Below are 26,564 nucleotides of genomic sequence, written 5' to 3'. Positions count from 1 at the left end.
GACACCTGCTGTGAAGCCTGCGTTTAAGCGGGCGCGACAGGTGCAAGCCGGGACTACATTGGAGTTCTCTTGATATGTCGAAGCGCGCGTCGTCGCGGCTGCTGATGGCGGCTGTTCTCTTGGGTGTGGCCGGGAGCCATGCGGTAGCGGACGAAATTCAACTCGACGGCATCGTCGTAACCTCGACGAAAACCGAGGAAAGCTGGATCGACGCGCTGTCGGGATCGAGTGCGGTCGATCGGGCGACAATGGACGAGCAGTTCAATGCGGATCGCGTATCGGAAATTCTGCGCACCATCCCGGGCGTGACGACGCAGGAGACGGCGCGCGACACGGCGACCGCTGTCAATATTCGCGGCCTTCAGGACTTCGGACGGGTGAACGTCCTCGTGGACGGCGCGCGCCAGAACTTCCAGCGCAGCGGCCACAGCGCCAATGGCGTGTTTTACATCGAGCCGGAAATGATCAAGCGCGTGGACATCACGCGCGGCCCCACCGCGACGATCTATGGCTCCGGTGCCATCGGCGGCGTCGCGGCCTTCGAAACGCTCGATGCCGACGATATTCTAAGGCCCGGCGAGTACGCTGCCGTGCGCGGACGCGGGAGCTACGGCACGAACGGCGACGAAAAACTCGGCAGCGGCACAGCGGCCGTCAAGGTGGGGAACTTCGATATTCTCGGCCAGTTCAACGCCCGGCGGAATGGCGACTACGAGGATGGCAGCGGCAATAAGGTTCCCGGCTCGAACGACGAGACGGATTCGAAACTGGTGAAGTTCCGCGTTCGTCCCGCAGAAGGCCACCAGATCACGGCGTCGCTTATCGACTATAACTCCGCGTTCATCGACGAAGTTGAGAGTGGCGGCACGCAATACGACACCGGCGTCGACAACCGTCAATACACGCTGGGCTACACCTTCCAGAGCCCGACCAATCCGCTGATCGATTTCAGCAGCAAAATCTACCGCAACGAGACCGCACTCGACCAAACCCGGCTTACAGGCGGTAATGCGACGTTCTTTTCGCCCACGCCTCTCGCCGGAAGCGTGCCCTGCACGCCTGCGCACTTGGCGGCGAACAACTTGAACGGGTTCCTTCCGGTCGGCGCGCCGTGCTTCGTTACGCCTGGAACATTTCCCGTCGGTGCACAGCGAGGCTTCAACACCGAAACGGAAGGCTTCGATGTGTTCAACACGTCACGCTTTCCACTCTCAAGTGGCGTGGACGTTGCGCTGACATACGGCGTCGATGGCTTCCGCGATACCGTGAATACGGTTGATCCCTCCGGCAGCGGCGACGAATTCACGCCATCGGGAGAGCGCAACATCTGGGGGAGCTTCGTCCAGAGCAAGATCACGTTCTTCGACGTCGTCGACGTGATCGGCGCGCTGCGGTACGACAGCTATGAACTCGACGGCAACGGCGTCAACGTCCAGGACGAGCATGTCTCGCCCAAAATCACGGTCGGCGTCACGCCTGTGCAGGGCGTCACCGTCTTCGGCACCTGGGCCGAGGGCTTCCGCGCTCCTGCGCTGTCCGAAACGCTCATTACCGGCTTCCATCCCGGCTTCGCAAACTTCGAGCTGCGCCCCAACCCGGATCTGAAACCTGAAGTTGCGCAGAACGTCGAAGGTGGCGTCAATTTCAAGTTTGATAACGTGCTGTCCACGGGTGACAGGTTCCGGGCCAAAGTGACGGCGTTCCGTAACGAGGTTGAAGATTACATCGACATGGTGAGCGTGCCGGGTCCGATCGACGGCTACTTGCTGTTCAATCGCCCAGGATGCGTGCGCCCCGCGGGCCCCCCTGTGTCCTGTTTCCCGACGTCGTTCCTACCGATCTTGATGGACGATTACGTCCAGTATCGAAACATCAGCAACGCCACGCTCGAAGGCATCGAATTCGAGGCCCTCTATGATGCCGGTGCCTGGTTCGCGGGGCTTGGCGCACATCACATTCGCGGCAAGAACGAGGATACGGGCGAAGGCTTGCGCACGGTGCCTGCCGATCAGGTTACGGTCACTGCGGGCTTCAGGGCCTTCGACGATAAGCTCGTCGCGGGTGGTCGCGTCCGCTTCGTCGCTGCGCAGGATCGCTTCATCGAGGGCGAGAACGCTGCCATGAGGCATGCCGACTCCTACAATGTCGTCGATCTCTTCGCGCAATATGAAGCGACAGATAACGTGACATTGAACGTCAACATTGACAATCTGTTCGACCAGACGTACCGCCAGCACCTTGACCAGTACAACAGCCCGGGCTTCAGCGCGCGCGCAGGGCTCACGATGCGGTTCGGTGCGTCGAACTGAACGGACCGCTCCGGCGGCGAAAGAATAGGGAGCCGCGGCCAGCGACAATGTCGGCCGCGGTCCCGCCTGTTCCAGTGTGAGGAGAAAGTTCCAATGTTCATCGCAATGAACCGCTTCAAGGTGCTTAAAGGTTCGGAGAAGGATTTCGAGAACGTTTGGCTGTCGCGCGAGACGCACCTTGATGAACTCGACGGGTTCGTCGAATTTCATCTCCTGAAGGGCCCCGAGCGGGAAGATTACGTGCTCTATTCCTCGCACACGATCTGGCGCTCCCACGCCGATTTCGAGGCATGGACGAAATCCGAGCAGTTCCGGAAGGCCCACTCGGGCGCCGGCGGCAGCAAGCCGCTCTACCAGGGCCATCCCGAGTTCGAAGGCTTCACAGTGCTGCAAACCGTCACGTCCGACGGAAAACGCGTCGTTGCGGCATAAGCGGCATGACCGGGACCTCTGAGACCGCGTCGCCTCGTCCGCCGCTGGCCGAGCGTCTCGCCCGGAACGCCGATGGCATCCTGGAGCAGATCGCGGCCGAGTACGGCGTAAGCACGCTCGATGTCGTTCGGGCGCTCCCTGGCGAGCACCGCGCGCTCGTCGATGGCACACGCTTCGCCGACGTGATGGCGGCAATCGGCGAGTGGGGAGCGATCCTGTTCATCGTGCACACGCGCCACATCGTTCTCGAATGCGAGGGCGTGCTTCCGCCGGGAACGTTCGGCCGCGGGTACTACAACATCCACGGCGACAGCCCCATCGGCGGGCATATCCGCGCCGAAGGCTGCAAGACGATCGCGTTCGTCTCTCGCCCCTTCATGGGGCGCGAGTCCCGCTCGGTCCAGTTCTTCAGCGAGGACGGCGAGGCGATGTTCAAGATCTTCGTACGCCGGGACGAAGCGCGCAATCTGATTGCCGATCAGGTTGCCCGCTTCGATGCGCTTCGCGGCGAACTTTCCCGGTAGGGCGCGAGAAGGGGCAGGGTGCGAGAGGCAGGCGGTCTCTTGCGTCCCTCCCGCGGCGTTCACGCGGAGTTTATCCGCGCGCGCCGTGCTCGCGCTTGCGCACGGCGACTGAGCGCGCCATCCCTTCGCAAAAGCTTTGACGCCGTTTGCGAGAGGTCGGCCCATGCTCCGTCGCGCACTTGTTTTTTCCGCCATCCTTGCGATCTCCTCTCCGGCTGCTGCGGAGAACGTGTGGATGGTCAAATCTTCCGGCGTTCTCGGATGCCAGGATCGCGCGGCGTTGGTCGCGTTCGAGCAGAGCCAAACGCAGCACGAGGCAAGCGGGCCGCCGCCTGAGGGATGCGCGGTGCTCTATTCCGGGGAACGCCTGATCGACCAGCCTGAGATCGGCGTGGGGTTCAACGACCACATGAGAGTCCAGCGCAGCGATAGCTCTATCGTGTTCGTGCGCCGCTCGGCGGTCGTTCCAGACCCAGGCATCGGCAGCGTGACCGAGGATCGATTTTAGATCCAAACGCGATTTTGCGCATCAGGGCGTCGCCGTGCGCCGCCGCCATGCCCTCGCGCCCAGCATGGCGGCTCCCGGAAGAGCGATGGACGCCGCAAGTGCCGCCAGAAATTCCACGCCGCTCTCAACACGCGCGCCGATGAGCGCATACACGGCGGCAAAGCCGATATTGGCGAGCGTCGTGACGATGAGAACCTTGCGTGCCGGAAGGTTCGCCACGCCTGCCGCGATGACGCTCGCTTCAGCGAGCACGGGCACAGGCCGGCAGAACGCGAGCACGAGCACACCGTGGCGTTCGAACCAGGTCGAGACGGCGGCCAGATCCTCGCGTCCGATGGTGCGTTCCGCGAAGTCGAAGCCGAAGCGCTTGCCGAGCCAATAGCCGATGGCACAGCCGAGCGTCAGTCCGCCCGCGGCGACGAGCGTGCCGGTTAAGGCGCCGAACCATCCGCCGAGGAGAGCGATCACGACCGTCGAGGGAATGGGAAGCACGACGTCCGCAGCCAGCAGGAGAAATCCGAATGCGCCGGCAAGAGGCCAATACGATGCGCTCGCCATCGCATCGCGGGCGAAGGAATCCAGCGGGTCTCCGAAAAGAAGAAACGGAACGATCACGACGGCTAGCATAGCCACGGCAAGCGCAGTCAGTTTTGCGATCCGCCGCCGGTTCGCACCCCGACGTCTCGACGGAAACGCGCGTCCTGTCTCGGGTTCGACGGTGCTCGCTGTGGGGCGCGTCATCGCGGATCTTCTCAATTCTTGCCGGAGAGGCTCGTACGCGCCGTAGCCAGCCGGCGTCCTTCCTCGATCAGCCGCGCGATCTCGTCGTCCTTGAACGTGCGCTCCGCGCGGTTGGCCACGCCCAAAGCGCCCACGGCCGCATCGCCGTCGAAAATCGGAACGACGATCGAACCTGCGAGCCCCGTGGCCTTTGCGCCAGCTCGGACATCGCCGCTGGTATCGGTTTGAAGGTTGCAGGCGTTGACGGGAGCTTTCCGCTCGACGGCAAGCCCAGCCATGCCCTTTCCGACCGGAATCGTGCGGATGGTGGCGAGAACGACGTCCGGAATGCCGGGGGTGGCGGCGGCGAGATGCAAGAGGCCATCCTCTCCCAGGAAATGAATGGTCCCGCTGTCGGCCGCGAAATCGGAAACGATGCGGATGAGATCGAGACCGCTCGGTTCCTGCGCTCCGTTTCCGCGCGTCTTCATCGTTGCACCCTTTTCTGCGTCGTGGAGGGGATCCGTTCGGCGTTCTCCGGCGGCATGAGTGCGACGGGCCATTCCTCTGCCACATAGCGCACGAACCACGCCGTGAATTGATGGGGCGAGGCCGCGACATCGCGCTGAATACTGTCGAGCCCGCACCATTTGTAGTCTTCGACCTCGGCGGGATCCGGCACGACGGCGCCGTCGTAGCGCGCGCGGAAAACATGCACGATTTCGTGCTCGATCAGATCGTTGCCGACGTCGGCACGGTATCCGACGACACCCAGCCATTCGAGCGGGCTGGTGAAGCCCATCTCTTCTTCGAGCCGCCGTGCGGCTGCGTCCGCGACGGGCTCGCCAGGACGCGGATGGCCGCAACACGTGTTCGTCCAAAGGCCGCCCGAATGATACTTCGCGTCGGCGCGCTTCTGCAGAAGCTGCCGGCCTGAGGCATCCCAGACCACGACCGAAAACGCGCGATGCAATAGCCCTCTCCGATGGACGTCGATCTTCTCCGCGCTGCCGATTTCGCGGTCTCTCTCGTCGATCAGGATGACGCGTTCGGATGAGGATGCCATTGCAGAATGCTCACGCTTCGAAAAGGTGGGACAGGATGAGCGCCTTGACGTCGCGCGCGTCGACCGGCTCTTCAGGAACCAGGTGCGGGGCGGAGGATAGGAACACCGGGCTGTGGTGCTCCGGCGTATCTGAGCGCCCGTGCGAGCCTTTGACGAGCGTGGCATCAAGCGGGATGACGTCCATCAGCGTCCGCAACCCCAGCATCTTCTTGAAAAGGCGCCAGCCTATCGAGAGCTTGGGAAAGCGGATGGTTGGATCGAGAAAGAGCTCAACGGGATCGTAGCCCGGCTTGCGGTGGATCTCAACGGTGTGCGCGAAGTCCGGCGCACGCGCGTCGTCGAGCCAGTAGTAATACGTGAACCAGGCGTCGGGCGCCGAGATCGCGACCAGTTCGCCGGAGCGTTCGTGATCGAGGCCGAAAGCGCTTTGCTCCGCGCGCTCGAGCACGCGATCGACCCCCGCGAGGTCGGCCAGTAGCCCGCGAACCGTGGGGATGTCACGGTCGTCGCGGACATACACGTGGGCCACTTGATGATCGGCGACGGCGAACGCTCGGCAGCGCGGGATGTCGAGAATTTCGCCGCCCTGCTCATCGCGCACGGAGAGGAGCCGTGCGGCGCGAAGCGCGCGATTGATATGTACGGGTTGACGTACCGGCACAATGCCGTATTCGGAGAGCACCACGACGCGCCGTCCGAGAGCGTTCGCAGCTTCGATGAGATCGCCGCTGACGGCATCGATCTCCGCAAGGTCTGGCGCAATCGCCGGATCGTCCGGCCCGAAGCGCTGAAGCGCATAGTCGAGGTGCGGCAGGTAGACGAGCGTAAGCGTCGGATCGCGCGTCGCAAGGACATGCTTGGCCGCATCCGCGATCCATCGGCTCGAAGCGATCGACGTCGCCGGTCCCCAGAATTGAAAGAGAGGGAAGGTGCCGAGCTTGTCCTGCAACTCGTCGCGCAGGTCGGGCGGGTCGGACCAGCAGTCGGGCAGTTTGCGTCCGTCGGCTTTATAGATCGGACGCGGCGTCACCGTGACGTCCGTCGAAGCCCCCATCGCATACCACCAGAACAGGTTGGCGGAGGTGAAACTTGGATCGCGCTTTTTCGCGGCCTCCCAGATCGCCTCTCCTGCGACCAGCCGGTTGGATTGCCGCCAGAGCCAGACTTCCATCAACTCGCGAAACAGCCAGCCGTTGCCGACGATGCCGTGATCGCGTGGCGCAAGCCCGGTAACGAACGTGGCTTGTGCGGCGCAGGTGACGGCGGGCGTGACCGTATCGAGCCGTCTGCTCGCGCCCTCGGCCGCAAAGCGCGAGAGCCGCGGCATGTGCTGTCCCATCAGGCTCGGTGTGAGCCCGACGACATTGATCACCACGGTGGGATGCATTGCCGGCCAGCCTCCTGGCGGCATTACTTCTTCAACGTGTGAATGTACGCGATCATCTTGAGGATCTGGTCTTGCGTGACGCCACGGATCGAAAACGAACGCATGGCGCCCGACGACCCAGAATGGATGATCTCGAAAACGCCGACGTCCGTGTTGGCGCGCTTGTTGATGTAGACGTCGTCGATAAGGCTCGGCCCCATTCCGCCCGAGCCGTCCGGCTTGTGACAGGCTTGGCAATTGTCGTTGTAAAGCGTTTTGCCGGCTGCGATGGCGTCGGCGTCGCCGTTATAGGGATTAACGCCGTCCTTGCGGAAGGCTTCGACCGCCGCGGTAATCTCCTCGCCCTTGATCGGCGCGAGGTCGAGCGGCGAGTTGTCGAGCGCGTGGCGGAATTCGATCTCGGCCATCGCGGGAGGCGCAAGCGACATCGTCACGGCAGGCACCATGAAGGCGGCCGCAAACAGAGCCGGACGAAGCGGGAAGAGGCGCGATTTCAGGGTCATGTCGTGGTTGCTCGCTTGGATGGTGTCTCATGCCGGAGACATGGTCTGCAAGACGCGCCGAAGGCAGCGCGTCGAAGACGGGAAGGCCCCCTGCCGGCTGGCGTGAGGGCCTTCCTTGTCTCTCATATGGGCGTGCTCATGAGCATCGCCTAGATCTTTACTGCTTCATGCGAGCCGTCTCGGCGCCTTCCGGCACCGCGTCGGCGGCAACGATCTTCCACAGTGCGCCCGGCGGGTTGGCCGCAGCACCCTTGTCGTCGAGGTAGAAGCAGTTGCAGTTCACGGCGAGAACGGTGCCGTCCTCGTCGTTGTTACCGGCCGTGAACTGCAGGTCGGTCTGCGCCAGCTCCTGGAGCTGCCACTTGCTTCCGTCCCAGCCGGTGGCGAACACGCGGCCCGAGCACCAGTCGCCGGTCAGGTACACGCCGTCCATGCCGGCGTAGTTGGCCACGCCAAGTCCCTGGACCGAGCAGCCCCAGCCTTCCGTGAGCTTTTCAGCGCCCGGATAGGGTTCCTGGTGCGGATACTCGGAGACCGGGAGCACGCCGACCTGCGGACACACGTCGTTCGGGCCCGTTGCCGGATGGCAGTGCGTGCCCATGTTGTGCTTCCAGCCGTAGTTCTCGCCACCCTTGCTGGAGGCGGGCTGCCAGTTGATCTCTTCCCAGTGGTTCTGGCCCACGTCTGCGATGAAGAGGTCGCCCGTCTTCTTGTTGAAGTGGAAGGCGTAGGGGTTACGCAGGCCGTAGGCCCACGATTCGGGGCGAGCGCCCATGTGGATCTTGGAGAAGCCCTCTTCGGTGATGCCGAAGAGCGTCATCATGCGATCCTGCCAGGCGGTTGCCCAGGGGTTTTCTCTCGGCACGTTGTAGGCGTGCATCTCGCTATCGTCGACGTCGATATCGATGCGGAGCATCTTGCCCCACAGCACGTCTTTGCGTTGGCCGGCGTCGAGCGGATCGCCTTCCCAGCCGGCGTCGCCCTTGCCGATGTAAAGGAAGCCATCGGGGCCGAACTGAATGCCGCCGCCGTAGTGATTGTAGTAGGGCTGCGGGATATTCATGATGACCTTGACGGTCTTGTTGGCGTGCTCGACGGTCACTTCGTCAGGGCTCGCAGGATCGACGGTATAGCGCGCGATGATGTGCGCTCCGTTGAACGGCAGCGATGCGTAGCTGACGAAGAAGTGCCCGTTCTCCTTGAACTTCGGATGGAATGCTATGGCCCAGAGGCCCTGTTCCACGAACCCGGTCTGGACTTCGCTTCCGAGCGGGCTGTTCTTCGTGAGGTCGAGGAAAGGCTTCTCGTTGACGGAGCCGTCCTTGTTCACGACCCGGATCGTGCCTTGGCGCTCGACAACGAAGATGCGGCCCGTCCCGTCGAACGCGGACGACACGCCCACGGGATCGAGGAAGCCGTCTGCAACCTTCACCAGCGCGATTTTAGGATCGCCGGGGAGCTTGCCCCCGGGCCGCGCGACTTCGCTGGCCTCTTTCGGAACTTCCTGCGCTACGGCGATCATCGACCCCGCAGCGAAGAAGCCCGCCGCCAACACCGACGCGGATGTAATAAACCGCATTCGCATTTGGACGTTCTCCCATTCAAGTTTGATTTGGCAGCTAAGTTTCTATTTGTGCGACAGCGGACTTTGCTGCGTTGCGCAAATTTCAGGCGCAGCCAAAAAGCAACCCGAGCGCCATCGAAACTATCGGCCGCTCGAAATAGAGCAACCACTTCATTTATGCCGTCAATCAAGAAAAGTTGAAAAATGTGCCTAGATAGGAAAATAGGAAATAGTCGCGGCGTTAATTGCAATATATTCCCGCAAAAGGCGGGAAGCAGGCCATAATGTCGCGATGCACCCGGCCGTGAAGCCGCTCGAACGCCCTGTCCCAGACGTGGCTCGAAGGTGCTCGAAACGTGACTGCGGTTGCCAGACAGCGCCGTTTGGCGCAGATTTGAAATCAAAGCGCGTCCCTGAGGGGGCGCGTTTCGATCAATCGGGCGATTATCCCGAAGTTAACAAGAATAATTCCCGAATGGTCGCTCAAGACCGCGACGGAACTGTCTTCATGGGGAAACGAAACGGTGTCGATTAATGCAGCATTCGCGCTTCCGGCAATTGAATCGAATGTGAATCAACTCGTTTTCTCGCAGAAATTTTCTGTGTCCTATGAATTCCCCGTTGCGTTCACCAGGGATGTTTTCGCGCCCTCAAACGCGATCCTTTCTGAATTGATCTCGGCCCGCTCTCGCGGAGTCGAGACCCGCGTGAATTTCGTGGTGGATGAGGGCGTTGTGCGGGAAATGCCGGATCTCGCCAAGCGGATCGCGGACTACGTCGCGGTGTACGACGGGCTCACGCTCGCCGGTCCGATCATCGAAATCGCGGGCGGCGAAGCGGCAAAAAACGATCCGTCTCTGCTGACCGCTCTTCAGCGCGGTTTCGTCGCGCGAAACCTTGATCGCCATTCCTATGTCGTTGGCATCGGCGGCGGTGCGATGCTCGATCTCGTGGGATACGCTGCGGCGACGACGCATCGCGGCATTCGCCATATCCGCGTCCCGACCACTGTCCTGGCACAGAACGATTCCGGCGTCGGCGTAAAGAACGGCATCAACGCGTTCGGCGCCAAGAATATGCTTGGCACGTTTGTGCCTCCGGATGCCGTCGTCAACGATTCCGCATTCATCGACGTTCTGCCCGGCCGCGAAAAGCGTGCGGGCATGGCTGAGGCGGTCAAGGTCGCGCTGATCCGCGACCGCGCGTTCTTCGAGTGGCTGGAAGAGAAAGCGGAAGCGCTCGCGCTGTTCGCGTCGGAGCCGCTGGAAAAGCTGATCCGCCATTGCGCGCTTCTCCACATGCGCCAGATCGCCCACGGCGGCGACCCGTTCGAGCGCGGCAGCGTGCGTCCGCTCGATTTCGGCCACTGGGCGGCCCACAAGCTCGAAGTGCTCTCGAACTACGAACTGCGCCATGGCGAGGCGGTGGCCATCGGCATCGCGCTCGACACACGCTATTCCGTTCTTGCGGGCCTCCTGCCGGAAGGCGACGATGTGCGCGTGGCGCGGCTGCTGACGCGGCTCGGCTTCGCGCTGTGGCATCCGGCGTGCGAGCTTCGCGACGAGAACGATCGCCGCAAGCTGATGAAGGGATTGCAGGAGTTCCGCGAGCATCTCGGCGGTGAACTCACCATCACGCTCCTGTCCGCCCTCGGTACGGGCGTCGAGGTGCACACGATGGACGAGACGCTGATCGGTGAGGCGATGGCGTGGCTGCGCGGGGGAGCGCGCGTCTAATGCAGCTTGCGCTTCCCGGCAACCCCCACCTCACGTACTGCACGAATATTCACGCCGGAGAGACCTGGAGCGAGATTGAAACGGCGCTTTGCGATGCGCTCCCGCGCGTCAAGGCTGGCATATCGCCCGACCGTGCGATGGGCGTGGGCCTCAGGCTATCGGCGCAGGCGGCAGGAGAACTGGCGGCACCCGCGCTGCGGGAACGCTTCAAGCGCTTTCTGCGCATCCACGATCTCTACGTCTTCACCATCAATGCCTTTCCCTACGGAAATTTCCACGGCGCCCGCGTCAAGGAGCGGGTCTACGAGCCGGATTGGCGCACGCCCGAACGGCTCGGCTTCACCTGCCGCGTCGCGGACCTCCTGGCCGATCTCGCACCCGATGGCATGGACGCCAGCATCAGCACCGTCCCGGGTGGCTTTCGCACTAACATCGCGGCGCCCGCCGACATCGCGCGCGTTGCCGAGGGATATGCGCGCACCGCAGCCCACCTCGACGGTATCCGTCTGCGGACAGGAAAAACGATCACGCTCGCCATCGAGCCGGAGCCCGCGTGCTTCATGGAGACGACGCAAGAGGCGGTGCGTTTCATCGAGGAGTATCTCTTGCGCGGCCCGGCGGCAGATCTGTTCGCACGCCTCGCAGGGGCTTCTCCGCACGATGCCGACGCGCGTCTCCGCCGGCACGTCGGCCTCTGTTTCGACGTCTGCCATTCGGCCGTGGCGTTCGAGGACACGATCCCAATGCTCGATGCGGTCCACGCTGCGGGCATTACGGTCGCGAAGCTTCAACTCAGCTCCGCGCTTCGTACGACCGGAGAGGCGGCGCACTTCGAGCGGCTGCTCGGACGCTTCGACGATGGCATTTATCTGCACCAGACGGTGGAGCGGAACGGCGAGGCGATCACGCGCCATCTCGATCTTCCAGACGCGTTCGGCGCGGCCCGCCGTGGCGAAGCGGGCGGAGAATGGCGCGTGCATTGTCATGTGCCGGTCTTCCTCGATCGCTTCGAGGCGCTGGAAGCCACACAGCAGAACCTCCGCGACGCGTTGGCGCTCTGCCGCCGGCGTGCGGTCTCGCCTCATCTGGAAGTGGAGACCTACACCTGGAGCGTGCTTCCCGACGCGGTGAAATCGCCGGAGCTTGTTGGCGACATCGTCCGCGAGCTTGCCTGGGTGCGGACGGAGCTCGGCGCGTGAGGGCCATCGTGGCGCTCGTGCGCCTTGCTCGTGTTTCCAACCTGCCGACCGTCTGGAGCAACGTGCTCGCGGCGTCCGTTCTCGCTGGCGGCCTCGCGAGCCCGAGTCTGGCCATGGTGCTCGTCGCCATGTCCGCGCTTTACTCCGGCGGCATGATCCTCAACGACGCCTTCGACCGCGAAATCGATGCGCGCGAGCGGCCCGAACGTCCGCTGCCCGCGGGCGATGCCGCGCCCGCCACTGCGTGGGCCGTGGGGCTTGCTTTGCTCGCGCTGGGCGTGGCCATGCTGGCAAGCTTCGGCGGCAGGAGCGCAAGCGCGGCGGTGGCGCTCGCGGGCGCAATTCTGATCTACGATGCGTGGCACAAGGGCTATGCGTTCGCGCCGCTGGTGATGGGGCTTTGCCGCGCGCTCGTCTACATCGCGACGGTGCTGGCGGCAGGGGCCGCTCTCTCTGCGCCCGTGATCGCGGCGGCTCTCGCGCTCCTGGCCTATGTCGCGGGATTGAGCCTCGTCGCCCGCGGCGCAGGCGCGCGTTCCGCGGTGCCGCACTGGCCGGTCCTGCTCCTCTTGCTCCCGATCGGCGTCGCGCTCGCCAGCGGCGAGGTTAATTCCTTGAGCCTGCTCATGGCGGCTGGCGCGGCTGCGGTTATTATCCTGGCTGTGGGCGGTCTGAGATCGGGCGCGGCGGAGCGGCGCGAGCGTTCGGTCGGGCTTCTGATCGCGGCCATCGCCCTCGTCGATGGCGTCGTGTCAGCAGCCCACGGCAACGCGACGATGGCGATGATCTGTGTTGGGCTGTTCGCCCTGACATTGGCGTTGCAGCGCATCGTTCCAGGCACGTGAGGCTGAGCGCATGACGGCATTTCCTTCTCAGACCATCGAAGCCGAAAAGGCCATGCAACTGCTTAACGCGTGGCTCGCGCCACGCCTGACGTCCGACGCCGCCGCGTGGCTCGCTTCCCAGCTTGCGATCATCGCGTCGGGAGAAAAACCGATGCAACTGGCCATCGCCGTCGGTCTCGCACCGCGCAAGGTCGGCAAGACCGATCTCGACCTCACGACGGACGAGGCCGAGGCGGGACGCACTGTGCGTGAAGGTCTCGACGCCACGGGCTGGAGCGTCGATCAGGCGGCGCGCATTCTGCTCGCGCTTGCAAGCCATCGCGGCGACGACGAGCAATTCGTAGTGAGCCTCGACCGTGTTCTCGCTGCTGCGGAAATCGGCGAGCAGATCGCGCTTCTGCGCGGCCTTCCGCTCTATCCGGCTCCGCAACGCATCTTGCATCGCGCCGCCGAGGGCGTGCGCTCGGCGATGCAGCCCATCTTCGAAGCGGTTGCGCATCGCAATCCCTATCCTCGCGAGCAGTTCAGCGAGGCGCAGTGGAACCAGATGGTCGTCAAAGCCCTGTTCATCGAAAGCCGTCTCTGCCCGATCCAAGGGCTCGACGCGCGCCGCAATCCGGATCTCGCGCGGATGCTGATAGACTACGCCGCCGAGCGCCGCGCCGCGGGCCGCGCGATCTCGCCGGAGTTGTGGCGCTGCGTGGCGCCCTTCGCGGGTGAAGCGGAAGTCGCAACGCTTGGCGACATTCTTCGTGCCGGAACCGACGCCGAACGCAAAGGCGCAGCCCTCGCGCTCAACGATTGCCCCGTGCCGTCGGCGCGTGCCGCACTCGCCACCGCACCGGAACTCGCAGAGACGGTCCAATCCGGCCGCGTGTTCTGGGACAATATAGCCTGACCTCACCAAAACCCCTCGGAGCCGACGATGTTCATCGACCCGCACGCGCACATGATCTCCCGCACCACCGACGACTACGAGGCGATGGCGAAAGCCGGCGTCGTCGCCGTCATCGAGCCTGCGTTCTGGATCGGGCAAGCGCGCACCAACGTGGGAAGCTACAGGGATTATCTCTCCCACATCCTCGGCTTCGAGCGCTTCCGCGCCGGCCAGTTCGGTGTGCGCCACTATTGCTGCATCGGCCTCAACTCGAAGGAAGCCAACAACGAGGAGCTTGCCGAGGCGGTGATGGACATCCTGCCCGGCTTTGCCACGAAGGAGGGCGTCGTCGCCATCGGCGAGATCGGCTACGACGAGCAGACGGCGCTCGAAGACAAATATTTCCGCCTGCAGCTCGACCTTGCGCGCGATCTCGATCTGCCCGTGATGATCCACACGCCGCATCGCGACAAGAAGCGCGGCGCCTCGCGTTCGATGGACGTCATCCTGGAGCATAAGCTCGACCCCTCCCGCGTCGTGATCGATCACGTCAACGAGGAGACGATCCAGGAGGTGAAGGATCGCGGCTTCTGGGCGGCCTTCTCGATCTATCCGCACTCGAAGATGACGGCCGAACGCATGGCCGCGCTGGTGAAGACGTACGGCGCGGAGCGCCTGATCGCGGATTCGGCATGCGACTGGGGCGTGTCCGATCCGCTCTCCGTGCCGAAGACCGCGAAGCTGATGGCGGACTCCGGTATCTCCGCCGAAGACGTGCGCCTTGTCACCTACGCCAACGCGCTCGCCGTCTACGGCAAAAGCGGACAGATGGCGGAAGCGGATTGGCTGTCCCCCGAGCCCATCGATCAGCGCACCCTTTACCAGGGCAACACCGTGCTCCGCGGCGGTCAGACCCCGCGCATGCCGCAGTCGGGATCCGGCAACGAGTGAGGCAACGGGTGTCGCCTCACCACTTCGATTTCATCGCGACCGAGACGATGTCGGCGGATTGATGGGCGCGCCCGACGAACTGCCTCACGGGTGTCGTCGGGCTGGCGGGCGAGGTCGTGAGCGAGTCGATGGGCGCATCGTCGAAAATGATGTGCGAATAGGCAACGTCGAAGGACATGGTCTCGTTGAGCGCATAGCTGGCGCCGGCGCTGAGCCAGATGCGATCGCTGTCCGCGACGTTGATCTTGCGCTGGGTGGCGCGCCGAATGGGCGATACTTCGTAGGCGGCCCCTGCGCGCAACGTAACCCGGCTCGAATAATCCCACTCGCCTCCGAGTGAGAAGAACCATCCATCGTCCCAATGGAAATCGAGGACGTTGACGCTGTCGCCCGGTGAGAAGGGGCCAGCCGCGATGCCGCCCATGCGGGTGGCCATGAAGTTGACTTCGTCGAGCCGGCTCCAGTTCGTCCATTCCACGGTCGCCAGAAGACGAGCGGCTGGGCTGATGGATTGGCGCGCGCTGAGCGTGAGCATCTCCGGTGTTTCGAGCTTGGCTGAGAATGCGGTAGGCTCGAAGGCGACAGTTCCGAGACCGCCCCCCGTCGCGAGCATTCCGCCGCGCATCGACGCGTCGCCCTCGATATTGTGAGACACCGCTGAGCGGTATCCGAGACCGATGCTCGTAGCGGGGGTGGGCTGCCAAAGAAGGCCGGCCGTAAAGCCCACGCCGATGTCGTCGCCTTCGAGGACCGACCTGCGTTGCGGCGGCGCCAGCGCGCCGGACGGGTTGGCCTTGACCTTCAGCAGCATGTATTGGATCTGCGGACCTGCGCCGATCGCAAGCGTGGGCGAGATCTGATACGAAACGATCGGATTGACGTTGACGGTGAGGAGCTGCGAGGCGCGATAGTGGTATTGTCCCGACCACACGGGATCGCTGGCGTCGTTTTGTGATCCGAACGGGGCCGAGATCGAAAGGCCGAAAACGAACTCGTCGTTGACGCGCCAAGAGGCGTATGAGGCACCGACGACAGCGATCGGATCGATCTTGGAAACGTCGTTGACCGCCGTCGTCGAGGGCGTCACGAGCGAGCCGGGTAACACGCTCACGCTCTCCGCGCGCACGTCGATATCCGCGACGATGAGAGAAAAGTGGCTTTCCGTCGCGAGCCCGTAGCCCGCGGTCGCCATCGCGGCCGGGTTCCAGAAGCTGGAGCTGAGGTCTCCGCCGGCAGCGGCACCTGCAAACGACATTCCCTGGAAGGAAACGGACTGTTCGCGGACCGAGAGGCCGCCGGCCTGCGCGTCCGTGCCGGAAAGAACGAATGACGAGAACGTGATCAAACCGCCGAGTGCGATAGCGCCAGACCAACGGATAGCCTGCCCCGCAGAGACGTCGCGAGCCATGGAGCTCTCCCTGACCGAACTTATTTATTTGATGTTTTTTGAAGAATGACGCGCACTGAGCAGAAGCAAGCCACGTGTCTGCTTAAAAAGGCGTTAATTGCCGTGCCGATGCGAAACGTGGAGGGCGGTCGGTCGACGGCTGGCTAGAGTGCTTCCGGAAAAGTGGGAGCCGGTTTTCCGATAAGAAGCATGACCAAGCAAAAGCTTGGAGGCGTTCCGCGATTCTACCGAAATCGGAACGGCTCCGGTGCTGCAACACGCGCCCTGTTAAGCGGTCGCCCGTTCCCGTGATGGCGAAGTCGCAGAGATAAAATCGTGCGTTTTGCTGGCCGCGACGGGTGGAGAATACAGGTATCCTTGAGCCAGAACGCCACCCAACTGTTCTATGGCCGCAAGCTCCGCCTCGGTCTCGACACCTTCCACGACGCAATCGAGGCCCATGTCTGTGCCGAGCGCGAGCAATGATTTCACGATTTTGTAGCTCGATGGCCGGAGATGCAACTCGCTGACGAAGCTGCGGTCGATCTTGATCTTGGTGAGCGGTAGAGCATAGAGCTGCGTCAGGCTGGAATAGCCCGTTCCGAAATCGTCGAGTGAAATCCCGCATCCGAGCTGCCGCAACGTCGCGATTGAGTGCGCGACCTGCTGAAAGTCGTGAGCGAATGCGGTTTCCGTGATCTCGATATCGAGCCGGGACGGGGGAACGTACTCGTCTTGATGATCTCGATGAGGTCCGCGATCCCCTCGGATGTGTTGAGGTCGTGGGCCGAGAGATTGAACGCCAGGCGGATGTCCGCCGGCCAATGAGTGGCTACGGCAAGCGCTTTCACGAGCAGATGCCGCGAGAGCATTCCCACGATGCCGGCCCGCTCCGCGACGGGCACGAACTCTCCCGGCGAGATCGCCCCCAGTCGCGGACTGTGCCACCGCGCCAGCGCTTCGAACCCGACGGTAAAGCCGGTGCGAATATCGACGATCGGCTGAAACACGACGGAAAGCTCCGCCGCGAGATCGGCTTGCTTGAGCGTTTGCTCGATCTGCGCGTGGCGGTGGATCTGTTCGTGATGCGTGGTCGTGAACAGGGTGCTGCTGCCCCGCTTGGCCCGCTTGCCGTAAAACAGCGCATAGTCGGCGCGGTCGAAAAGCTGTTCGCGCGTCTGAGCCGTTTCCGGATAGACGGAAATGCCGATCGAGCCCGAGATCATGACGGTGGCATCCGAGAGTTCGAACGGAGCATGAAGCTCCGCGCAAATTTCATCGCTGCGAACGACGAGATCGGTATCGTCCGGAGAATTGACGACGATAAACGCGAACTCGTCGCCGCCGATACGCGCGAAATAGATATCATGGCGCGCGCCCACGTGCTGAAGCCGCGTCGCTGCGGCGGCCAACAAGCGATCGCCCGTCGAATGACCGTAAAGATCGTTGACGGGCTTGAAGCCGTCGAGATCGATAATCCCGACAGCCAGCCGCGTTCCGTTCTCCCGCGCCGATTTGAGAGCGCTGTCGAGGCGAGCGAAGAACGCTCGTCTATTGGGAAGGTCCGTCAAGGTATCGAGGTTGGCGAGCCGCAGATTTTCGTCGCTCAGGGCCTGGGTCTGCTCCTGCGCACTGATCATGCGCGCAAAGTTGCGATAGTTGATCGTGAGAATGACCAGCATCCCGATACAGACGAGAAGGATATTGATGGCGATCGCGATGAACGTCGGCTGGCCCGTCGAGGCAAAAAACGCGATGAACGCACCGTTGACGACGACCGTGACGAGCAGGGCGGCAGAGCGCAGGTACATCAGGCAGAAGATGCAGGCGATGACTGTGATCGCCATGTAGAACGCGACGTGAGATTGCGCGTACGCGTTGCCATACGGAATGAGAGCGAACGACCAGGCCGTGAAAACGACCGAGATGCCGACGGCCAGTCGCGTGGTCCGCACGAGTTCATGATGAGCGGCCTCGGGCGCGAGATCGTTGTTCGTCGTTTTGAACCAGTGGGCGGCGCGAACCGCGCTGATGACCGTGAAAATACCGGGAATGACGAGCGTGAGCCACACGGGGGCCGTCGAGATGTGCGTCATCGCAACGGCCCATGTGTTGGCCATGAGGATGAAGTACATCATCGGCATCTGACGAGAGATAGCCCGGTGCTGCGCCTTCAGGAGCGCCGGGTTGTCGGATGGGACGGTTATATATTTCTTAATGTCATAAAATTTGGAAACCACAAAGCCTCCGGTATTGACAGCCTGAAGCGTGACCCGAAGCTTAATGTGAGGAAGCTAACATTTGATGGATTTCATCCGGTGGATTTCCCATTCGAAGAAGTGAAAAACGGATGAATTGTTTTGTCTTTCGAAATCGTGCTTCGACAGGCGGATGCGAAGGGCAGTCCGTGCTCTCGCCCCGCCGGAACGACGCCATCGCAACGGCGTTGCCTATTTATGAGCGGGAAGCACAAGAAACGACCCGATCCTTATCCGGCAGGCAAAGCGCGGCAGGGCGAGATCGTCCTGCGACGGCCATGGCAACGGGCGGTATTCGTCGCGGGGCTCGCCGGAGGTGTGATCGCCGCGCTCGTCGCCTGGGTGTTCGGGATCTGGTAGCGCGCACTTTTGCGAACGAAGGAGCGCGAGGCAAAAAAAATCACGACCTCGCATTGCGAATTTATTCGCTCGACGGAGGCCGTGCCGGCGGGCGCCAATCGCGGCTGGCTTGGGCGACCATCATGTACTCCGCGATATTCTCGAGCGTGATAATGCCGACCACGCGCTCCTCGTCGTCGATAACGCCGATCAGTGGCTTGCCGCTCTGTTGGAGCGTCGACACCGCGCGTTCGAGGGGTGCGCGGCAGTTGATGGTCGGCACGTCGCGTTCCATCACATCGAGCACCGCCGTATCGGGTCCGCTGTCGGAAAGCGCACGGATCATCCCGTCACGCGTCAGGACGCCTCGTAGGCGTCCGCCACCGTCGGTAACGGGGAATTCCGTCTGCGTGGTCGAGAGAAGAAGACGCGCAGCCTCGCCCACGTTCGACTGCGGATCGAGCGTGGAAAACGCCGTGATGGTGGCTTGGCGCATCGCCGCGCCTTTCGTCGCTTCGCTGAGGGCGACCGCGTAGCTTTCGTGGCTCGCTGCGAGGAACACGAAAAGCGCGATGAAAATGAGCAGCGGATTTCCGAAAAGCCCGAGGAAGCCGAGGCCGAACGCGACGGCCTGCCCGATGCCCGCGGCAATGCGCGTCGCAAAGGCGCGGTCGAAGCGATAGGAGAGAAGCGCCCGCAGCACGCGCCCGCCGTCCATCGGAAAAGCGGGAATGAGATTGAACACCACGAGCATCACATTGACGAACGCGAGCCGTGTCGTGAAATCGACGGTCTGATTTTCGAGCGCTGCGGGATCGAGCCCGACGCCTGCGCCGAAGACGGTGAACAGCACGAACGCGATCGCGACGTTCACGGCCGGGCCGGCCAGCGCAATGATGAGTTCCTGCGTCGGCTTCTCGGGCATCCGTTCGATGCTGGCCACGCCCCCTATGGGAAGCAGCGTAATATCGCGGGTCCCGATGCCGAAGCGGCGCGCGGCGAGCACGTGCCCGTATTCGTGCGCCAGCACGCAGGCGAAGATGGCGAGAATGAAAAGGACGGCATCGATGGCGGCCGCCTGTCCCCCGCGCGCCCCTGCTACGATTGCGAACCATGCCACCAGCAGGAAGAACGTGAGGTGGATGCGCACCTCCGTGCCTGCGATGCGTCCCAGTGAGATTGACCACCCCATGATGATGCCTTCTCGCTCTTTCGCGTGTCTCCGAGGCGTCGAGGCGCGGGTTTGCGCGCTCGGCGTCCTGACGAGGAGAGAGGATAGCAGGACTTGCCGGTGCGCCAACGCCGATGCACGCCGGCACGGCGCGTCTTGGTCGCAGATAAGCGCAAACGCGTGACAGACAGGGCCCGCCCGCGCTTCAAACGAGGTGCGTAGAGGGGGCGGGCGCTACTTGCCGTCGGTCTCGTCCGGAGCGTCTTCCGGAAGTCCGGACACCGCCTCCATGGGCGGCACTGTTTCCACGCCCTCCGTGCGGTCGCGATAGAGCGCGGCGCGGCCCAGGAGCATCAGCACCACCGGCATGGTGACGGTGAGAAAAATCGCGATCAGCACCTCGTGCAGCACCGCACGTGACTGCAGAACGCTGAAAATGATGATGGATGCGAGCAAAATCCCGCCTGCGCCCCACGTGCTGCCCAGCGTCGGCACGTGAATTCGATCGTAGAAGCTGCGCAATGTCAGAAGCCCCACCGCGCCGATGAGGGTGACAAAGGCCCCGACGAGGATAAAGAACGAGGCGAGCAGTTGCGCCCAGGCAGGGAGTTCCGCGAGATGCGTCATTCGATGACCTCCCCGCGCATGAGAAATTTGGCGAGCGCGACCGTCGAGACGAATCCCAGGAGCGAGATCACGAGGGCTGCTTCGAAGTAGAGTGTGGTGCCGGTGCGGATTCCGAAGGTGAGCAGCAGCAGCATGGAGCTGACGTAGAAGGCATCGAATGCCATCACGCGATCTTGCGCCCGGGGTCCGCGAATGAAGCGGATCGCCTGGCAGACCATGGCCACCGCGAGCAGCACATGCGCGATGGTGACCGACCACATGAGAATGGTGGCGCTCATTCGAAAATCTCCATCAGCAACCGCTCGTAGCGATTTTTGATCAGGTCGATCCACGCCTGTTCGTCGTAAAGGTCGAGCACGTGGAGCAGGAGCCTGCCGTTCGCGGCGCGGTATTCGAGCCAAGCCGTACCCGGTGTGCTGGTCAGAATGCACGAGAGGAGCGCAAGCCCCATGGGGTGGCGCAACTCCAAGGGAATGACGATGAACCCCGCCGTATGAGCCGACCGGCGGCCGCGCAGGACGATGCTCGCCACCGCGATGTTCGAGCGAAGGATGTCATAGATAAGCGTCAACGAAAGCCGGACGACCGCGCTCCAGCTTCCGATCCGCACGGGTTCGGGCTTGAGCGCGACCATCACCCGCGAAGCTCCGATCGCGATCACGCTGCCGAGCAGGATGTGCCCGATCGAGAAGCTGTTGAGCAGCAGCCACATCACGACGAGCGCGAGCGTGAGCAGCGGATAAGGGAGCCATCGGCTCAGGGTCATGGCGCCGTCTCCTCCCCCTTATCTCGTTCGACGCGGGGCGCATCGAGCACATTTTCGATGTAGGCGGAGGGCGTATGAAGAGCCTGCGCGGTAGCATCCATGTAGCGCATCAATGCGCCGCCCTGGATCGACATGCCCACGCAAAGCACCAGCAGAAACGCGACCGGCATGATCTCGATCAGGCGCACGCGCGGCACCGCCGGCCCTTCCGCGGGCGCCCAGAATGTGCGGATGCCGGCGCGAACCATCGCGATCATGGCCGCGAGACCGGAAAGAATGAGGAGCGCGAAAAAGATCCACGTGCCCGTGGCGATGGTGCTGTTCGGCTCCGCTCCGATGGGCGAGAGCATCGCCGTAAGCAGAGCGAACTTGCCGACGAAGCCGGAGAGTGGCGGCAGTCCCGCGAGCAACAATCCGCAGCCCGCAAAACAAATGCCGAGCACAGCCAGCGTCCCCGGAATGACGACACCGACCTCGTCCTCGGCATCGATGCCCGCTTCCTCGTCGGGCGCCGTGAACGCCGCAAGCTCGTCCATGGACGGGTCCTGCGCGCGCTCGATGAGCTCGATCAGCAGGAAAAAGGCGCTGACGGTAAGCGTCGAGCTCACCATGTAGAACAGCGCGCCCGACGTGACACCCGCGCTCGAAAGCCCGATCGCGGCCATGAGCGTTCCCGACGATGTAATGATGCTGAAGCCCGCGAGGCGGCCCATCGACTGGGACGAGAGCATCCCGATCGCGCCGAACGCAAGCGTGAGGAGGCCGCCCACGAACAGCCACGATGTGCCGAAGCCGGATGATGCGCCCGCCGTCGCCCCGAAAAGAAGCAGCGACAGGCGAAGCAGAATGTAGATGCCCACCTTGGAGAGAATGGCGAACACCGCAGCCACCGGCGCCGCCGCTGCCGTATAAGTCGTGGGAAGCCAGAAGCACAGCGGCCACATGCCGGCCTTCACCAGGAACGCGATGCCGAGCAGCGCCGCGCCTGCGTGAAGCAGCATGCGATCCGCCTCGGGCACCTGAGGAATCCGGGCTGCGAGGTCGGCCATATTGAGCGTGCCCGTGGTGCCGTAGATCAGCGCAACGCCGATCAGGAACAGCGACGAGGCTGCGAGATTGATGGCGATGTAGTGCAGCCCCGCCTTGACGCGCGCAGGCCCCGAGCCATGCAGAGCCAGGCCGTAGGACGCGGCCAGCATGACCTCGAAGAACACGAACAGGTTGAACAGGTCGCCGGTCAGCACGGCGCCGTTGACGCCCATCAAGAGGAATTGGAAAAGCGTATGGAAGTGCGGGCCGCCTCTGTGCCATCGCGCGAGCGCGAACACGAGGGCGGCCAGCGCAAGCAGCGCGGCGAGCACCAGCATCAGCGCGGAAAGCCTGTCGAGCACCAGCACGATGCCGAACGGTGCGGGCCAATTGCCGAGCAGATAGACGCCGGTCATCGCACCGCCGCCGGCGGCCCCGCTATCGGCCATCGTCAGAAGATGCACGGCGAGCACGAGCAGCAGCAACGTCGAGAACGCGTTGATCAGCGCCTTGAGCGTATGACGCCGCTCGTCGAACATCATGAGCGCCGCGCCCGCGACCAGCGGGAGCACAACGGGTGCGATCAGAAGGTGGTTGGCCGCTCCCGTCATTTGGATTCCGTTCCGTCGACGTGATCGCTACCCGTCAGACCGCGCGAGGCCAGCAGCACGACAAGAAAGAGTGCGGTCGTGGCAAAGCCGATGACAATCGCCGTCAGCACGAGCGCCTGCGGTACGGGGTCCGCATAGCGTGAGGGATCGACGGCGCCCGATTCGAGGATGGGTGCCGCGTTTGTCTTGAGGCGGCCCATGCTGAAGATGAAGAGATTGACGCCGTAGGCGATCAGCGACAGTCCGATGATGACTTGGAACGTGCGGGTCCTGAGCAGGAGCCAGACGCCCGAGCCGATCAGAACGCCGATACCGATGGCGAGCATGAGTTCCATCAGGCGGCCTCCTCCTTGATGGCGCTCGCAACCCGCGAAGCGCGATGGCGGCGGATGGACTGGTGAGCCAGCGCGATGAGCATCAGCACCGTTGCGCCGAGCACGAGCGCAAATACGCCGAGATCGAAGATGAGTGCCGTCGCGGCCGGCACCGCGCCGATGAGCGGAATGTCCACATACTGCGAATAGGATGTGAGGAACGGATAGCCTATCGTCCATGAGGCCGCGCCGATTGCGACGGCCACGAGCAGGCCGAAGCCGATCCAGTTGACCGGCAGCACCGTCAGGCGGTCTTCGACCTTCCGCGTGCCAAGCGCCATGTATTGCAGAATGAACGCTGCCGCCATGGCCACGCCCGCCGCGAAGCCGCCACCCGGCAGGTCATGGCCGCGCAGGAAGAGATAGGCGGCCAGCACGATGATGACCGGGAACAGCCACGTCATGATAACGGATGGCACGAGCAGATAATCCGAGAGGGTATCTCCCAACTGCCGGTCCGGACGTTCCTCGTCGGTCGCGTCCTGAATACGCTGCTGCTTCGGCGCTTCGACGTTGTCTGCGGCCGGACGGAAACGCCGCAAGAGCGCGAACACCGTCAGCGCCACGATGCCGACCACCGTGATTTCGCCCAGAGTGTCGAAAGCGCGGAAGTCGACGAGGATCACGTTCACGACGTTGCGCCCGCCGCCTTCGCTGTAGGCGCGTTCGAGGAAGTACGTGGCGATGGTATCGGGGGGCGCGCGCATCATCATGGCGTACGCAATGAGCGTGACGCCCGCACCCACCACGACGGCGAGCGCGATGTCGCGGTAGCGCCGGTTCTGGTTCTTGGAGCCGAGGGCGCGAGCCGCTTCCTTGGAGCGCTTCGGCAGCCAGCGCAGCCCAAGCAGGATGAGAACCGTGGTGACGATCTCCACGACGAGCTGTGTCACGGCGAGATCGGGCGCCGAGAACCACACGAAGGTGATGCAGGTCGCGAGCCCCGCGCCGCCGAGCAGAACGAGCGCCGCAAACCGATGCAGCCGCGCCTGCTGTGCCGCGCCGATGGCGCAGGCGATGGCCGTGAGCCAGACGAGCGCGAAGGCGGGATCGAGCCCGGCGAACGTCAGCGGCCCGGTATCGAAGCCGTGCGTATAGAGCGGCCACGCCGCGGCGATGAAGGCCACGATGATGACCATGCCGAGCTGCGGCTGGAGGCGGCGCGTCCCGAGGCGTCCTTCGATGGCGACCGGCCATCTCCACGCCGCCGTCGTGAGCACGCGCTCGAAGATGCGCGGACCTTTGAAACGGGCGAAAATCGGCGGGCCGTTCTCGAAATGGGCGAGAAAGTCCTTGAGCTTGAAATAGAGCAGCACGCCAGCGACGAGCGCGACGGCGCTCATGATCAGCGGCAGGTTGAACCCGTGCCAGACGGCAAGGCTGTAATACGGCTTGTTGGGCCCGAGAACCGAGGAGACCGCCGTGTCGAGGTAAGGCCCGATGGTCCGGCCCGGAATGATGCCGACGATCAGGCAGGCGGTGACGAGCAGCAGGATCGGGAAGCGCATCCAGAACGGCGGCTCGTGCGGCTCGCGGGGCAGGTCGGTCGGCGGCGGCCCGAAGAACACCTGATGGATGAAGCGTAACGAGTAGGTGACCGCAAACGCACCCGCAAGCACGGCGACATAGGGCGCGATCGTATCGAGAACGGACGTCTGGTGACGCTCGATTGCTTCCGCGAAGAACATCTCCTTGGAGAGGAAGCCGTTGAGCAGCGGCACGCCGGCCATGGCCGCGCTCGAAACCATCGCGAGCGTGGCCGTGAACGGCATGTATCGGAAGAGCCCCGATAATCGTCGGATGTCGCGCGTGCCCGTCTCGTGGTCGATGATACCGGCCGCCATGAAGAGCGACGCCTTGAACGTGGCGTGGTTCATCATGTGGAAGATGGCGGCTACCACGCCGAGCGGGCTGCCAAGGCCGAGCAGAAGCGTGATGAGGCCGAGATGGCTGATGGTCGAGTAGGCCAGCAGGCCCTTGATGTCCTGCTGATAGATCGCGAAGTAGGCGCCGAGCACGAGCGTGATCATGCCGGCCGTGCCGACGATCAGGAACCACTCGTAGGTCCCCGCCAGCGCAGGCCACAGCCGCGTCATCAGGAACACGCCGGCCTTCACCATCGTCGCGGAGTGAAGGTAGGCGGACACCGGCGTCGGCGCGGACATGGCGGAGGGCAGCCAGAAGTGGAACGGGAACTGCGCGCTCTTGGTCAGCGCGCCGAGCAGAACGAGAATGAGCGCGGGCAGGTAGAGGTCGTGGTTGCGGATCAGGTGTCCCGAGACCAGCACCGTGTCGAGGTCGTAGCTGCCGACGATATGCCCGATGATCAGCACGCCGCCAAGCAGCGCAAGCCCGCCGATCGCGGTGATTGTCAGCGCCATCTTGGCGCCGTCGCGGGCCGCGACCGTGTGGTACCAGTAGCCGATGAGCAGGAACGAGACGATGCTCGTCAGCTCCCAGAACACGACCATCAGAATGAGGTTGCCGGAGAGCACGATGCCGAGCATGGCGCCCATGAACGCCAGGAACAGCGAATAGAAGCGCCGGATCGGGTCCTTCGGCGACATGTAATATCGCGCATAGAGCACGACGAGAAAGCCGATGCCGCTGATTAGCATGGCGAACATCCATGCGAACCCGTCCATCCTGAGGGAGAAGTTGAGCCCGAGAGACGGGACCCATTCGACGGTTGCGCGCAGCACACGTCCGTCGGTCACGCCGGGATAGGACGCGGTCACGACGAGAAGAATGAGCAGGGCGAACGTGCCGGCGAGCCAGGCTTCGGCATTGCGGGCATTTGCGGGCAGGAGAGTCGCGAGCAGGCTGCCCACGAATGGGAGCGCAATCGTCAAAAATAGCGATGTCTCGCCCGGCATTCGGCGCAACTCTCCTCAGGGGAAATTAGGAAGTGATTGCTCGATGTCACCCAATATGGTTGACTTCGGCAAGGCGGGGCAAGGATATAAATCATGCCTATCCATCCGGAGCAATGTCGGGCCGCCCGCGGTCTGTTGAATTGGACGCAGGAGCGGCTAGCCGCCGCAGCCGGTGTGTCGCGCAGCACGATCAAAGATTTCGAACGTCATCGCCATGCTCTGCACCAGAGCACCGAAGACCTGTTGATCGAGGCATTCGAGCAAGCAGGTGCGCAGTTATTGCCCCATGGGCGCGAAGGCCCGGGCGTGCGCTTGAAGCGGGTACCCAGACCATGATCGCTTCAGGCCCTACCAGCCTGAAGCGTGAATCATCGGTCTAACCCAAGAGACCATGATCGCTTCGAACCCCTATTGGTCCGAAGCGATGCATCATCGGCCTCATCAAAGATATAGAGCGTCCGGTCCGATTCCATCGGATCGGAAAACGCCCTAGGTAGAAAATCCT

26 protein-coding genes and 1 pseudogene are annotated in these 26,564 nt (G+C 63.3%); 12 read left to right on the top strand and 15 right to left on the bottom strand.

The annotated features are described in order from the left end of the window. Positions 1-74: 74 nt before the first annotated feature. The 4 genes from W911_RS12540 (at position 75) to W911_RS12525 (ending at position 3,773) form a co-directional block, all read left to right on the top strand. Positions 75-2,309 (top strand): TonB-dependent hemoglobin/transferrin/lactoferrin family receptor, encoded by a 2,235-nt coding sequence (locus W911_RS12540; RefSeq protein ID WP_023787922.1) that lies wholly within the window; start codon positions 75-77, stop codon positions 2,307-2,309. A gap of 93 nt (positions 2,310-2,402) precedes the next feature. After that, on the top strand, positions 2,403-2,741 hold the full coding sequence (gene hmuQ, locus W911_RS12535; RefSeq protein WP_023787921.1) for a heme-degrading protein HmuQ: 339 nt from the start codon (positions 2,403-2,405) through the stop codon (positions 2,739-2,741). Positions 2,742-2,746: 5 nt separating this feature from the next. After that, positions 2,747-3,265 carry a heme utilization cystosolic carrier protein HutX gene (hutX, locus tag W911_RS12530; RefSeq protein ID WP_023787920.1) on the top strand — a complete coding sequence of 173 codons (519 nt, stop codon included), beginning with the start codon at positions 2,747-2,749 and terminating at the stop codon, positions 3,263-3,265. Between the two features lie 235 nt (positions 3,266-3,500). After that, positions 3,501-3,773, top strand: a complete 273-nt coding sequence (locus tag W911_RS12525; RefSeq protein ID WP_158412864.1) for a hypothetical protein — start codon at positions 3,501-3,503, stop codon at positions 3,771-3,773. Positions 3,774-3,794: 21 nt separating this feature from the next. Here W911_RS12525 and W911_RS12520 read toward each other — a convergent pair whose 3' ends face one another. From W911_RS12520 to W911_RS12495, 6 genes are all read right to left on the bottom strand, one after another. Then, the gene (locus W911_RS12520) at positions 3,795-4,514 is read right to left on the bottom strand and encodes a TVP38/TMEM64 family protein (RefSeq protein ID WP_051388555.1); all 720 of its coding nucleotides are present in this window, start codon (positions 4,512-4,514) and stop codon (positions 3,795-3,797) included. 11 nt (positions 4,515-4,525) lie between these two features. Further along, on the bottom strand, positions 4,526-4,984 hold the full coding sequence (locus W911_RS12515) for a GAF domain-containing protein (protein WP_023787918.1): 459 nt from the start codon (positions 4,982-4,984) through the stop codon (positions 4,526-4,528). Beyond that, the gene (gene idi, locus W911_RS12510) at positions 4,981-5,559 is read right to left on the bottom strand and encodes an isopentenyl-diphosphate Delta-isomerase (RefSeq protein ID WP_023787917.1); all 579 of its coding nucleotides are present in this window, start codon (positions 5,557-5,559) and stop codon (positions 4,981-4,983) included. The genes W911_RS12515 and idi overlap by 4 nt, the downstream gene beginning before the upstream one ends. Positions 5,560-5,569: 10 nt before the next feature. Continuing rightward, positions 5,570-6,946: an alkaline phosphatase family protein gene (locus W911_RS12505; protein WP_023787916.1), complete on the bottom strand. Its 1,377-nt coding sequence runs from the start codon at positions 6,944-6,946 to the stop codon at positions 5,570-5,572. A gap of 23 nt (positions 6,947-6,969) precedes the next feature. Continuing rightward, positions 6,970-7,449 carry a c-type cytochrome gene (locus tag W911_RS12500; RefSeq protein ID WP_023787915.1) on the bottom strand — a complete coding sequence of 160 codons (480 nt, stop codon included), beginning with the start codon at positions 7,447-7,449 and terminating at the stop codon, positions 6,970-6,972. Positions 7,450-7,606: 157 nt separating this feature from the next. Continuing rightward, positions 7,607-9,028 (bottom strand): PQQ-dependent sugar dehydrogenase, encoded by a 1,422-nt coding sequence (locus W911_RS12495; RefSeq protein ID WP_023787914.1) that lies wholly within the window; start codon positions 9,026-9,028, stop codon positions 7,607-7,609. 509 nt (positions 9,029-9,537) lie between these two features. Between W911_RS12495 and W911_RS12490 the strand changes: the two genes are divergently transcribed. The 5 genes from W911_RS12490 to W911_RS12470 are packed head-to-tail and all read left to right on the top strand — an operon-like array spanning position 9,538 to position 14,621. Continuing rightward, positions 9,538-10,749, top strand: coding sequence for a 3-dehydroquinate synthase (locus W911_RS12490; RefSeq protein ID WP_023787913.1), 1,212 nt, complete (start codon positions 9,538-9,540; stop codon positions 10,747-10,749). After that, entirely contained in the window at positions 10,749-11,948 is a 1,200-nt protein-coding gene (eboE, locus tag W911_RS12485) for a metabolite traffic protein EboE (RefSeq protein ID WP_023787912.1), read from the top strand. Before W911_RS12490 ends, eboE begins: the two co-directional genes overlap by 1 nt. After that, positions 11,945-12,793 (top strand): UbiA family prenyltransferase, encoded by an 849-nt coding sequence (locus W911_RS12480; RefSeq protein ID WP_041316535.1) that lies wholly within the window; start codon positions 11,945-11,947, stop codon positions 12,791-12,793. Before eboE ends, W911_RS12480 begins: the two co-directional genes overlap by 4 nt. 10 nt (positions 12,794-12,803) lie before the next feature. Beyond that, positions 12,804-13,691 (top strand): EboA domain-containing protein, encoded by an 888-nt coding sequence (locus tag W911_RS12475; RefSeq protein WP_023787910.1) that lies wholly within the window; start codon positions 12,804-12,806, stop codon positions 13,689-13,691. A 27-nt stretch (positions 13,692-13,718) separates the two neighbouring features. Continuing rightward, positions 13,719-14,621, top strand: coding sequence for a TatD family hydrolase (locus W911_RS12470; protein ID WP_023787909.1), 903 nt, complete (start codon positions 13,719-13,721; stop codon positions 14,619-14,621). Positions 14,622-14,637: 16 nt separating this feature from the next. Here W911_RS12470 and W911_RS12465 read toward each other — a convergent pair whose 3' ends face one another. Continuing rightward, complete coding sequence (locus W911_RS12465) at positions 14,638-16,029, bottom strand: OmpP1/FadL family transporter (protein ID WP_023787908.1); 1,392 nt, start codon at positions 16,027-16,029, stop codon at positions 14,638-14,640. 267 nt (positions 16,030-16,296) lie between these two features. After that, positions 16,297-17,648 (bottom strand): annotated as a pseudogene (locus W911_RS12460) (putative bifunctional diguanylate cyclase/phosphodiesterase). Between the two features lie 522 nt (positions 17,649-18,170). On the opposite strand from W911_RS12460, the gene W911_RS18200 reads away from it, so the two are divergent. Then, positions 18,171-18,362, top strand: a complete 192-nt coding sequence (locus W911_RS18200; RefSeq protein ID WP_144083592.1) for a hypothetical protein — start codon at positions 18,171-18,173, stop codon at positions 18,360-18,362. Positions 18,363-18,464: 102 nt separating this feature from the next. After that, a complete protein-coding gene (locus tag W911_RS18470; RefSeq protein WP_023787907.1) occupies positions 18,465-18,626 on the top strand; it encodes a hypothetical protein in 162 nt (53 codons plus the stop codon). Between the two features lie 61 nt (positions 18,627-18,687). Here W911_RS18470 and W911_RS12455 read toward each other — a convergent pair whose 3' ends face one another. The 7 genes from W911_RS12455 to W911_RS12425 all read right to left on the bottom strand — a co-directional run bounded on the left by W911_RS12455 (position 18,688) and on the right by W911_RS12425 (position 26,059). After that, positions 18,688-19,797 (bottom strand): site-2 protease family protein, encoded by a 1,110-nt coding sequence (locus W911_RS12455; RefSeq protein ID WP_023787906.1) that lies wholly within the window; start codon positions 19,795-19,797, stop codon positions 18,688-18,690. Positions 19,798-20,010: 213 nt separating this feature from the next. Continuing rightward, positions 20,011-20,403: a monovalent cation/H(+) antiporter subunit G gene (gene mnhG, locus W911_RS12450; RefSeq protein ID WP_023787905.1), complete on the bottom strand. Its 393-nt coding sequence runs from the start codon at positions 20,401-20,403 to the stop codon at positions 20,011-20,013. Continuing rightward, positions 20,400-20,681 carry a K+/H+ antiporter subunit F gene (locus W911_RS12445; RefSeq protein WP_023787904.1) on the bottom strand — a complete coding sequence of 94 codons (282 nt, stop codon included), beginning with the start codon at positions 20,679-20,681 and terminating at the stop codon, positions 20,400-20,402. The genes mnhG and W911_RS12445 overlap by 4 nt, the downstream gene beginning before the upstream one ends. Further along, positions 20,678-21,169: a Na+/H+ antiporter subunit E gene (locus W911_RS12440; RefSeq protein WP_023787903.1), complete on the bottom strand. Its 492-nt coding sequence runs from the start codon at positions 21,167-21,169 to the stop codon at positions 20,678-20,680. Before W911_RS12440 ends, W911_RS12445 begins: the two co-directional genes overlap by 4 nt. Beyond that, positions 21,166-22,809 (bottom strand): monovalent cation/H+ antiporter subunit D, encoded by a 1,644-nt coding sequence (locus tag W911_RS12435; RefSeq protein ID WP_023787902.1) that lies wholly within the window; start codon positions 22,807-22,809, stop codon positions 21,166-21,168. The genes W911_RS12440 and W911_RS12435 overlap by 4 nt, the downstream gene beginning before the upstream one ends. Next, positions 22,806-23,144, bottom strand: a complete 339-nt coding sequence (locus W911_RS12430) for a Na+/H+ antiporter subunit C (protein ID WP_023787901.1) — start codon at positions 23,142-23,144, stop codon at positions 22,806-22,808. Before W911_RS12430 ends, W911_RS12435 begins: the two co-directional genes overlap by 4 nt. Beyond that, the gene (locus W911_RS12425) at positions 23,144-26,059 is read right to left on the bottom strand and encodes a monovalent cation/H+ antiporter subunit A (RefSeq protein ID WP_023787900.1); all 2,916 of its coding nucleotides are present in this window, start codon (positions 26,057-26,059) and stop codon (positions 23,144-23,146) included. Before W911_RS12425 ends, W911_RS12430 begins: the two co-directional genes overlap by 1 nt. Before the next feature lie 93 nt (positions 26,060-26,152). Between W911_RS12425 and W911_RS17890 the strand changes: the two genes are divergently transcribed. After that, the gene (locus W911_RS17890; protein ID WP_041316533.1) at positions 26,153-26,395 is read left to right on the top strand and encodes a helix-turn-helix transcriptional regulator; all 243 of its coding nucleotides are present in this window, start codon (positions 26,153-26,155) and stop codon (positions 26,393-26,395) included. Positions 26,396-26,564 lie beyond the last annotated feature (169 nt).

This window comes from Hyphomicrobium nitrativorans NL23 (assembly GCF_000503895.1).
In the GTDB taxonomy this organism is placed as follows: Bacteria; Pseudomonadota; Alphaproteobacteria; order Rhizobiales; family Hyphomicrobiaceae; genus Hyphomicrobium_C; species Hyphomicrobium_C nitrativorans.
This window is presented reverse-complemented; position numbering and strand designations above follow the sequence as displayed.

What these genes read in the sequence shown, in the direction of transcription:
- W911_RS12425 (WP_023787900.1), bottom strand. Translation starts at nt 26,059, where the DNA reads ATGCCGGGCGAGACATCGCTATTTTTGACGATTGCGCTCCCATTCGTG.
- W911_RS12520 (WP_051388555.1), bottom strand. Translation starts at nt 4,514, where the DNA reads ATGACGCGCCCCACAGCGAGCACCGTCGAACCCGAGACAGGACGCGCG.
- idi (WP_023787917.1), bottom strand. Translation starts at nt 5,559, where the DNA reads ATGGCATCCTCATCCGAACGCGTCATCCTGATCGACGAGAGAGACCGC.
- mnhG (WP_023787905.1), bottom strand. Translation starts at nt 20,403, where the DNA reads ATGACGCATCTCGCGGAACTCCCTGCCTGGGCGCAACTGCTCGCCTCG.
- W911_RS12495 (WP_023787914.1), bottom strand. Translation starts at nt 9,028, where the DNA reads ATGCGGTTTATTACATCCGCGTCGGTGTTGGCGGCGGGCTTCTTCGCT.
- W911_RS12465 (WP_023787908.1), bottom strand. Translation starts at nt 16,029, where the DNA reads ATGGCTCGCGACGTCTCTGCGGGGCAGGCTATCCGTTGGTCTGGCGCT.
- W911_RS12435 (WP_023787902.1), bottom strand. Translation starts at nt 22,809, where the DNA reads ATGACGGGAGCGGCCAACCACCTTCTGATCGCACCCGTTGTGCTCCCG.
- W911_RS12500 (WP_023787915.1), bottom strand. Translation starts at nt 7,449, where the DNA reads ATGACCCTGAAATCGCGCCTCTTCCCGCTTCGTCCGGCTCTGTTTGCG.
- W911_RS12440 (WP_023787903.1), bottom strand. Translation starts at nt 21,169, where the DNA reads ATGACCCTGAGCCGATGGCTCCCTTATCCGCTGCTCACGCTCGCGCTC.
- eboE (WP_023787912.1), top strand. Translation starts at nt 10,749, where the DNA reads ATGCAGCTTGCGCTTCCCGGCAACCCCCACCTCACGTACTGCACGAAT.
- hutX (WP_023787920.1), top strand. Translation starts at nt 2,747, where the DNA reads ATGACCGGGACCTCTGAGACCGCGTCGCCTCGTCCGCCGCTGGCCGAG.
- W911_RS12505 (WP_023787916.1), bottom strand. Translation starts at nt 6,946, where the DNA reads ATGCATCCCACCGTGGTGATCAATGTCGTCGGGCTCACACCGAGCCTG.
- W911_RS12455 (WP_023787906.1), bottom strand. Translation starts at nt 19,797, where the DNA reads ATGGGGTGGTCAATCTCACTGGGACGCATCGCAGGCACGGAGGTGCGC.
- W911_RS12475 (WP_023787910.1), top strand. Translation starts at nt 12,804, where the DNA reads ATGACGGCATTTCCTTCTCAGACCATCGAAGCCGAAAAGGCCATGCAA.
- W911_RS12445 (WP_023787904.1), bottom strand. Translation starts at nt 20,681, where the DNA reads ATGAGCGCCACCATTCTCATGTGGTCGGTCACCATCGCGCATGTGCTG.
- W911_RS12470 (WP_023787909.1), top strand. Translation starts at nt 13,719, where the DNA reads ATGTTCATCGACCCGCACGCGCACATGATCTCCCGCACCACCGACGAC.
- W911_RS18470 (WP_023787907.1), top strand. Translation starts at nt 18,465, where the DNA reads ATGAGCGGGAAGCACAAGAAACGACCCGATCCTTATCCGGCAGGCAAA.
- hmuQ (WP_023787921.1), top strand. Translation starts at nt 2,403, where the DNA reads ATGTTCATCGCAATGAACCGCTTCAAGGTGCTTAAAGGTTCGGAGAAG.
- W911_RS12515 (WP_023787918.1), bottom strand. Translation starts at nt 4,984, where the DNA reads ATGAAGACGCGCGGAAACGGAGCGCAGGAACCGAGCGGTCTCGATCTC.
- W911_RS12540 (WP_023787922.1), top strand. Translation starts at nt 75, where the DNA reads ATGTCGAAGCGCGCGTCGTCGCGGCTGCTGATGGCGGCTGTTCTCTTG.
- W911_RS17890 (WP_041316533.1), top strand. Translation starts at nt 26,153, where the DNA reads ATGCCTATCCATCCGGAGCAATGTCGGGCCGCCCGCGGTCTGTTGAAT.
- W911_RS12430 (WP_023787901.1), bottom strand. Translation starts at nt 23,144, where the DNA reads ATGGAACTCATGCTCGCCATCGGTATCGGCGTTCTGATCGGCTCGGGC.
- W911_RS12525 (WP_158412864.1), top strand. Translation starts at nt 3,501, where the DNA reads ATGGTCAAATCTTCCGGCGTTCTCGGATGCCAGGATCGCGCGGCGTTG.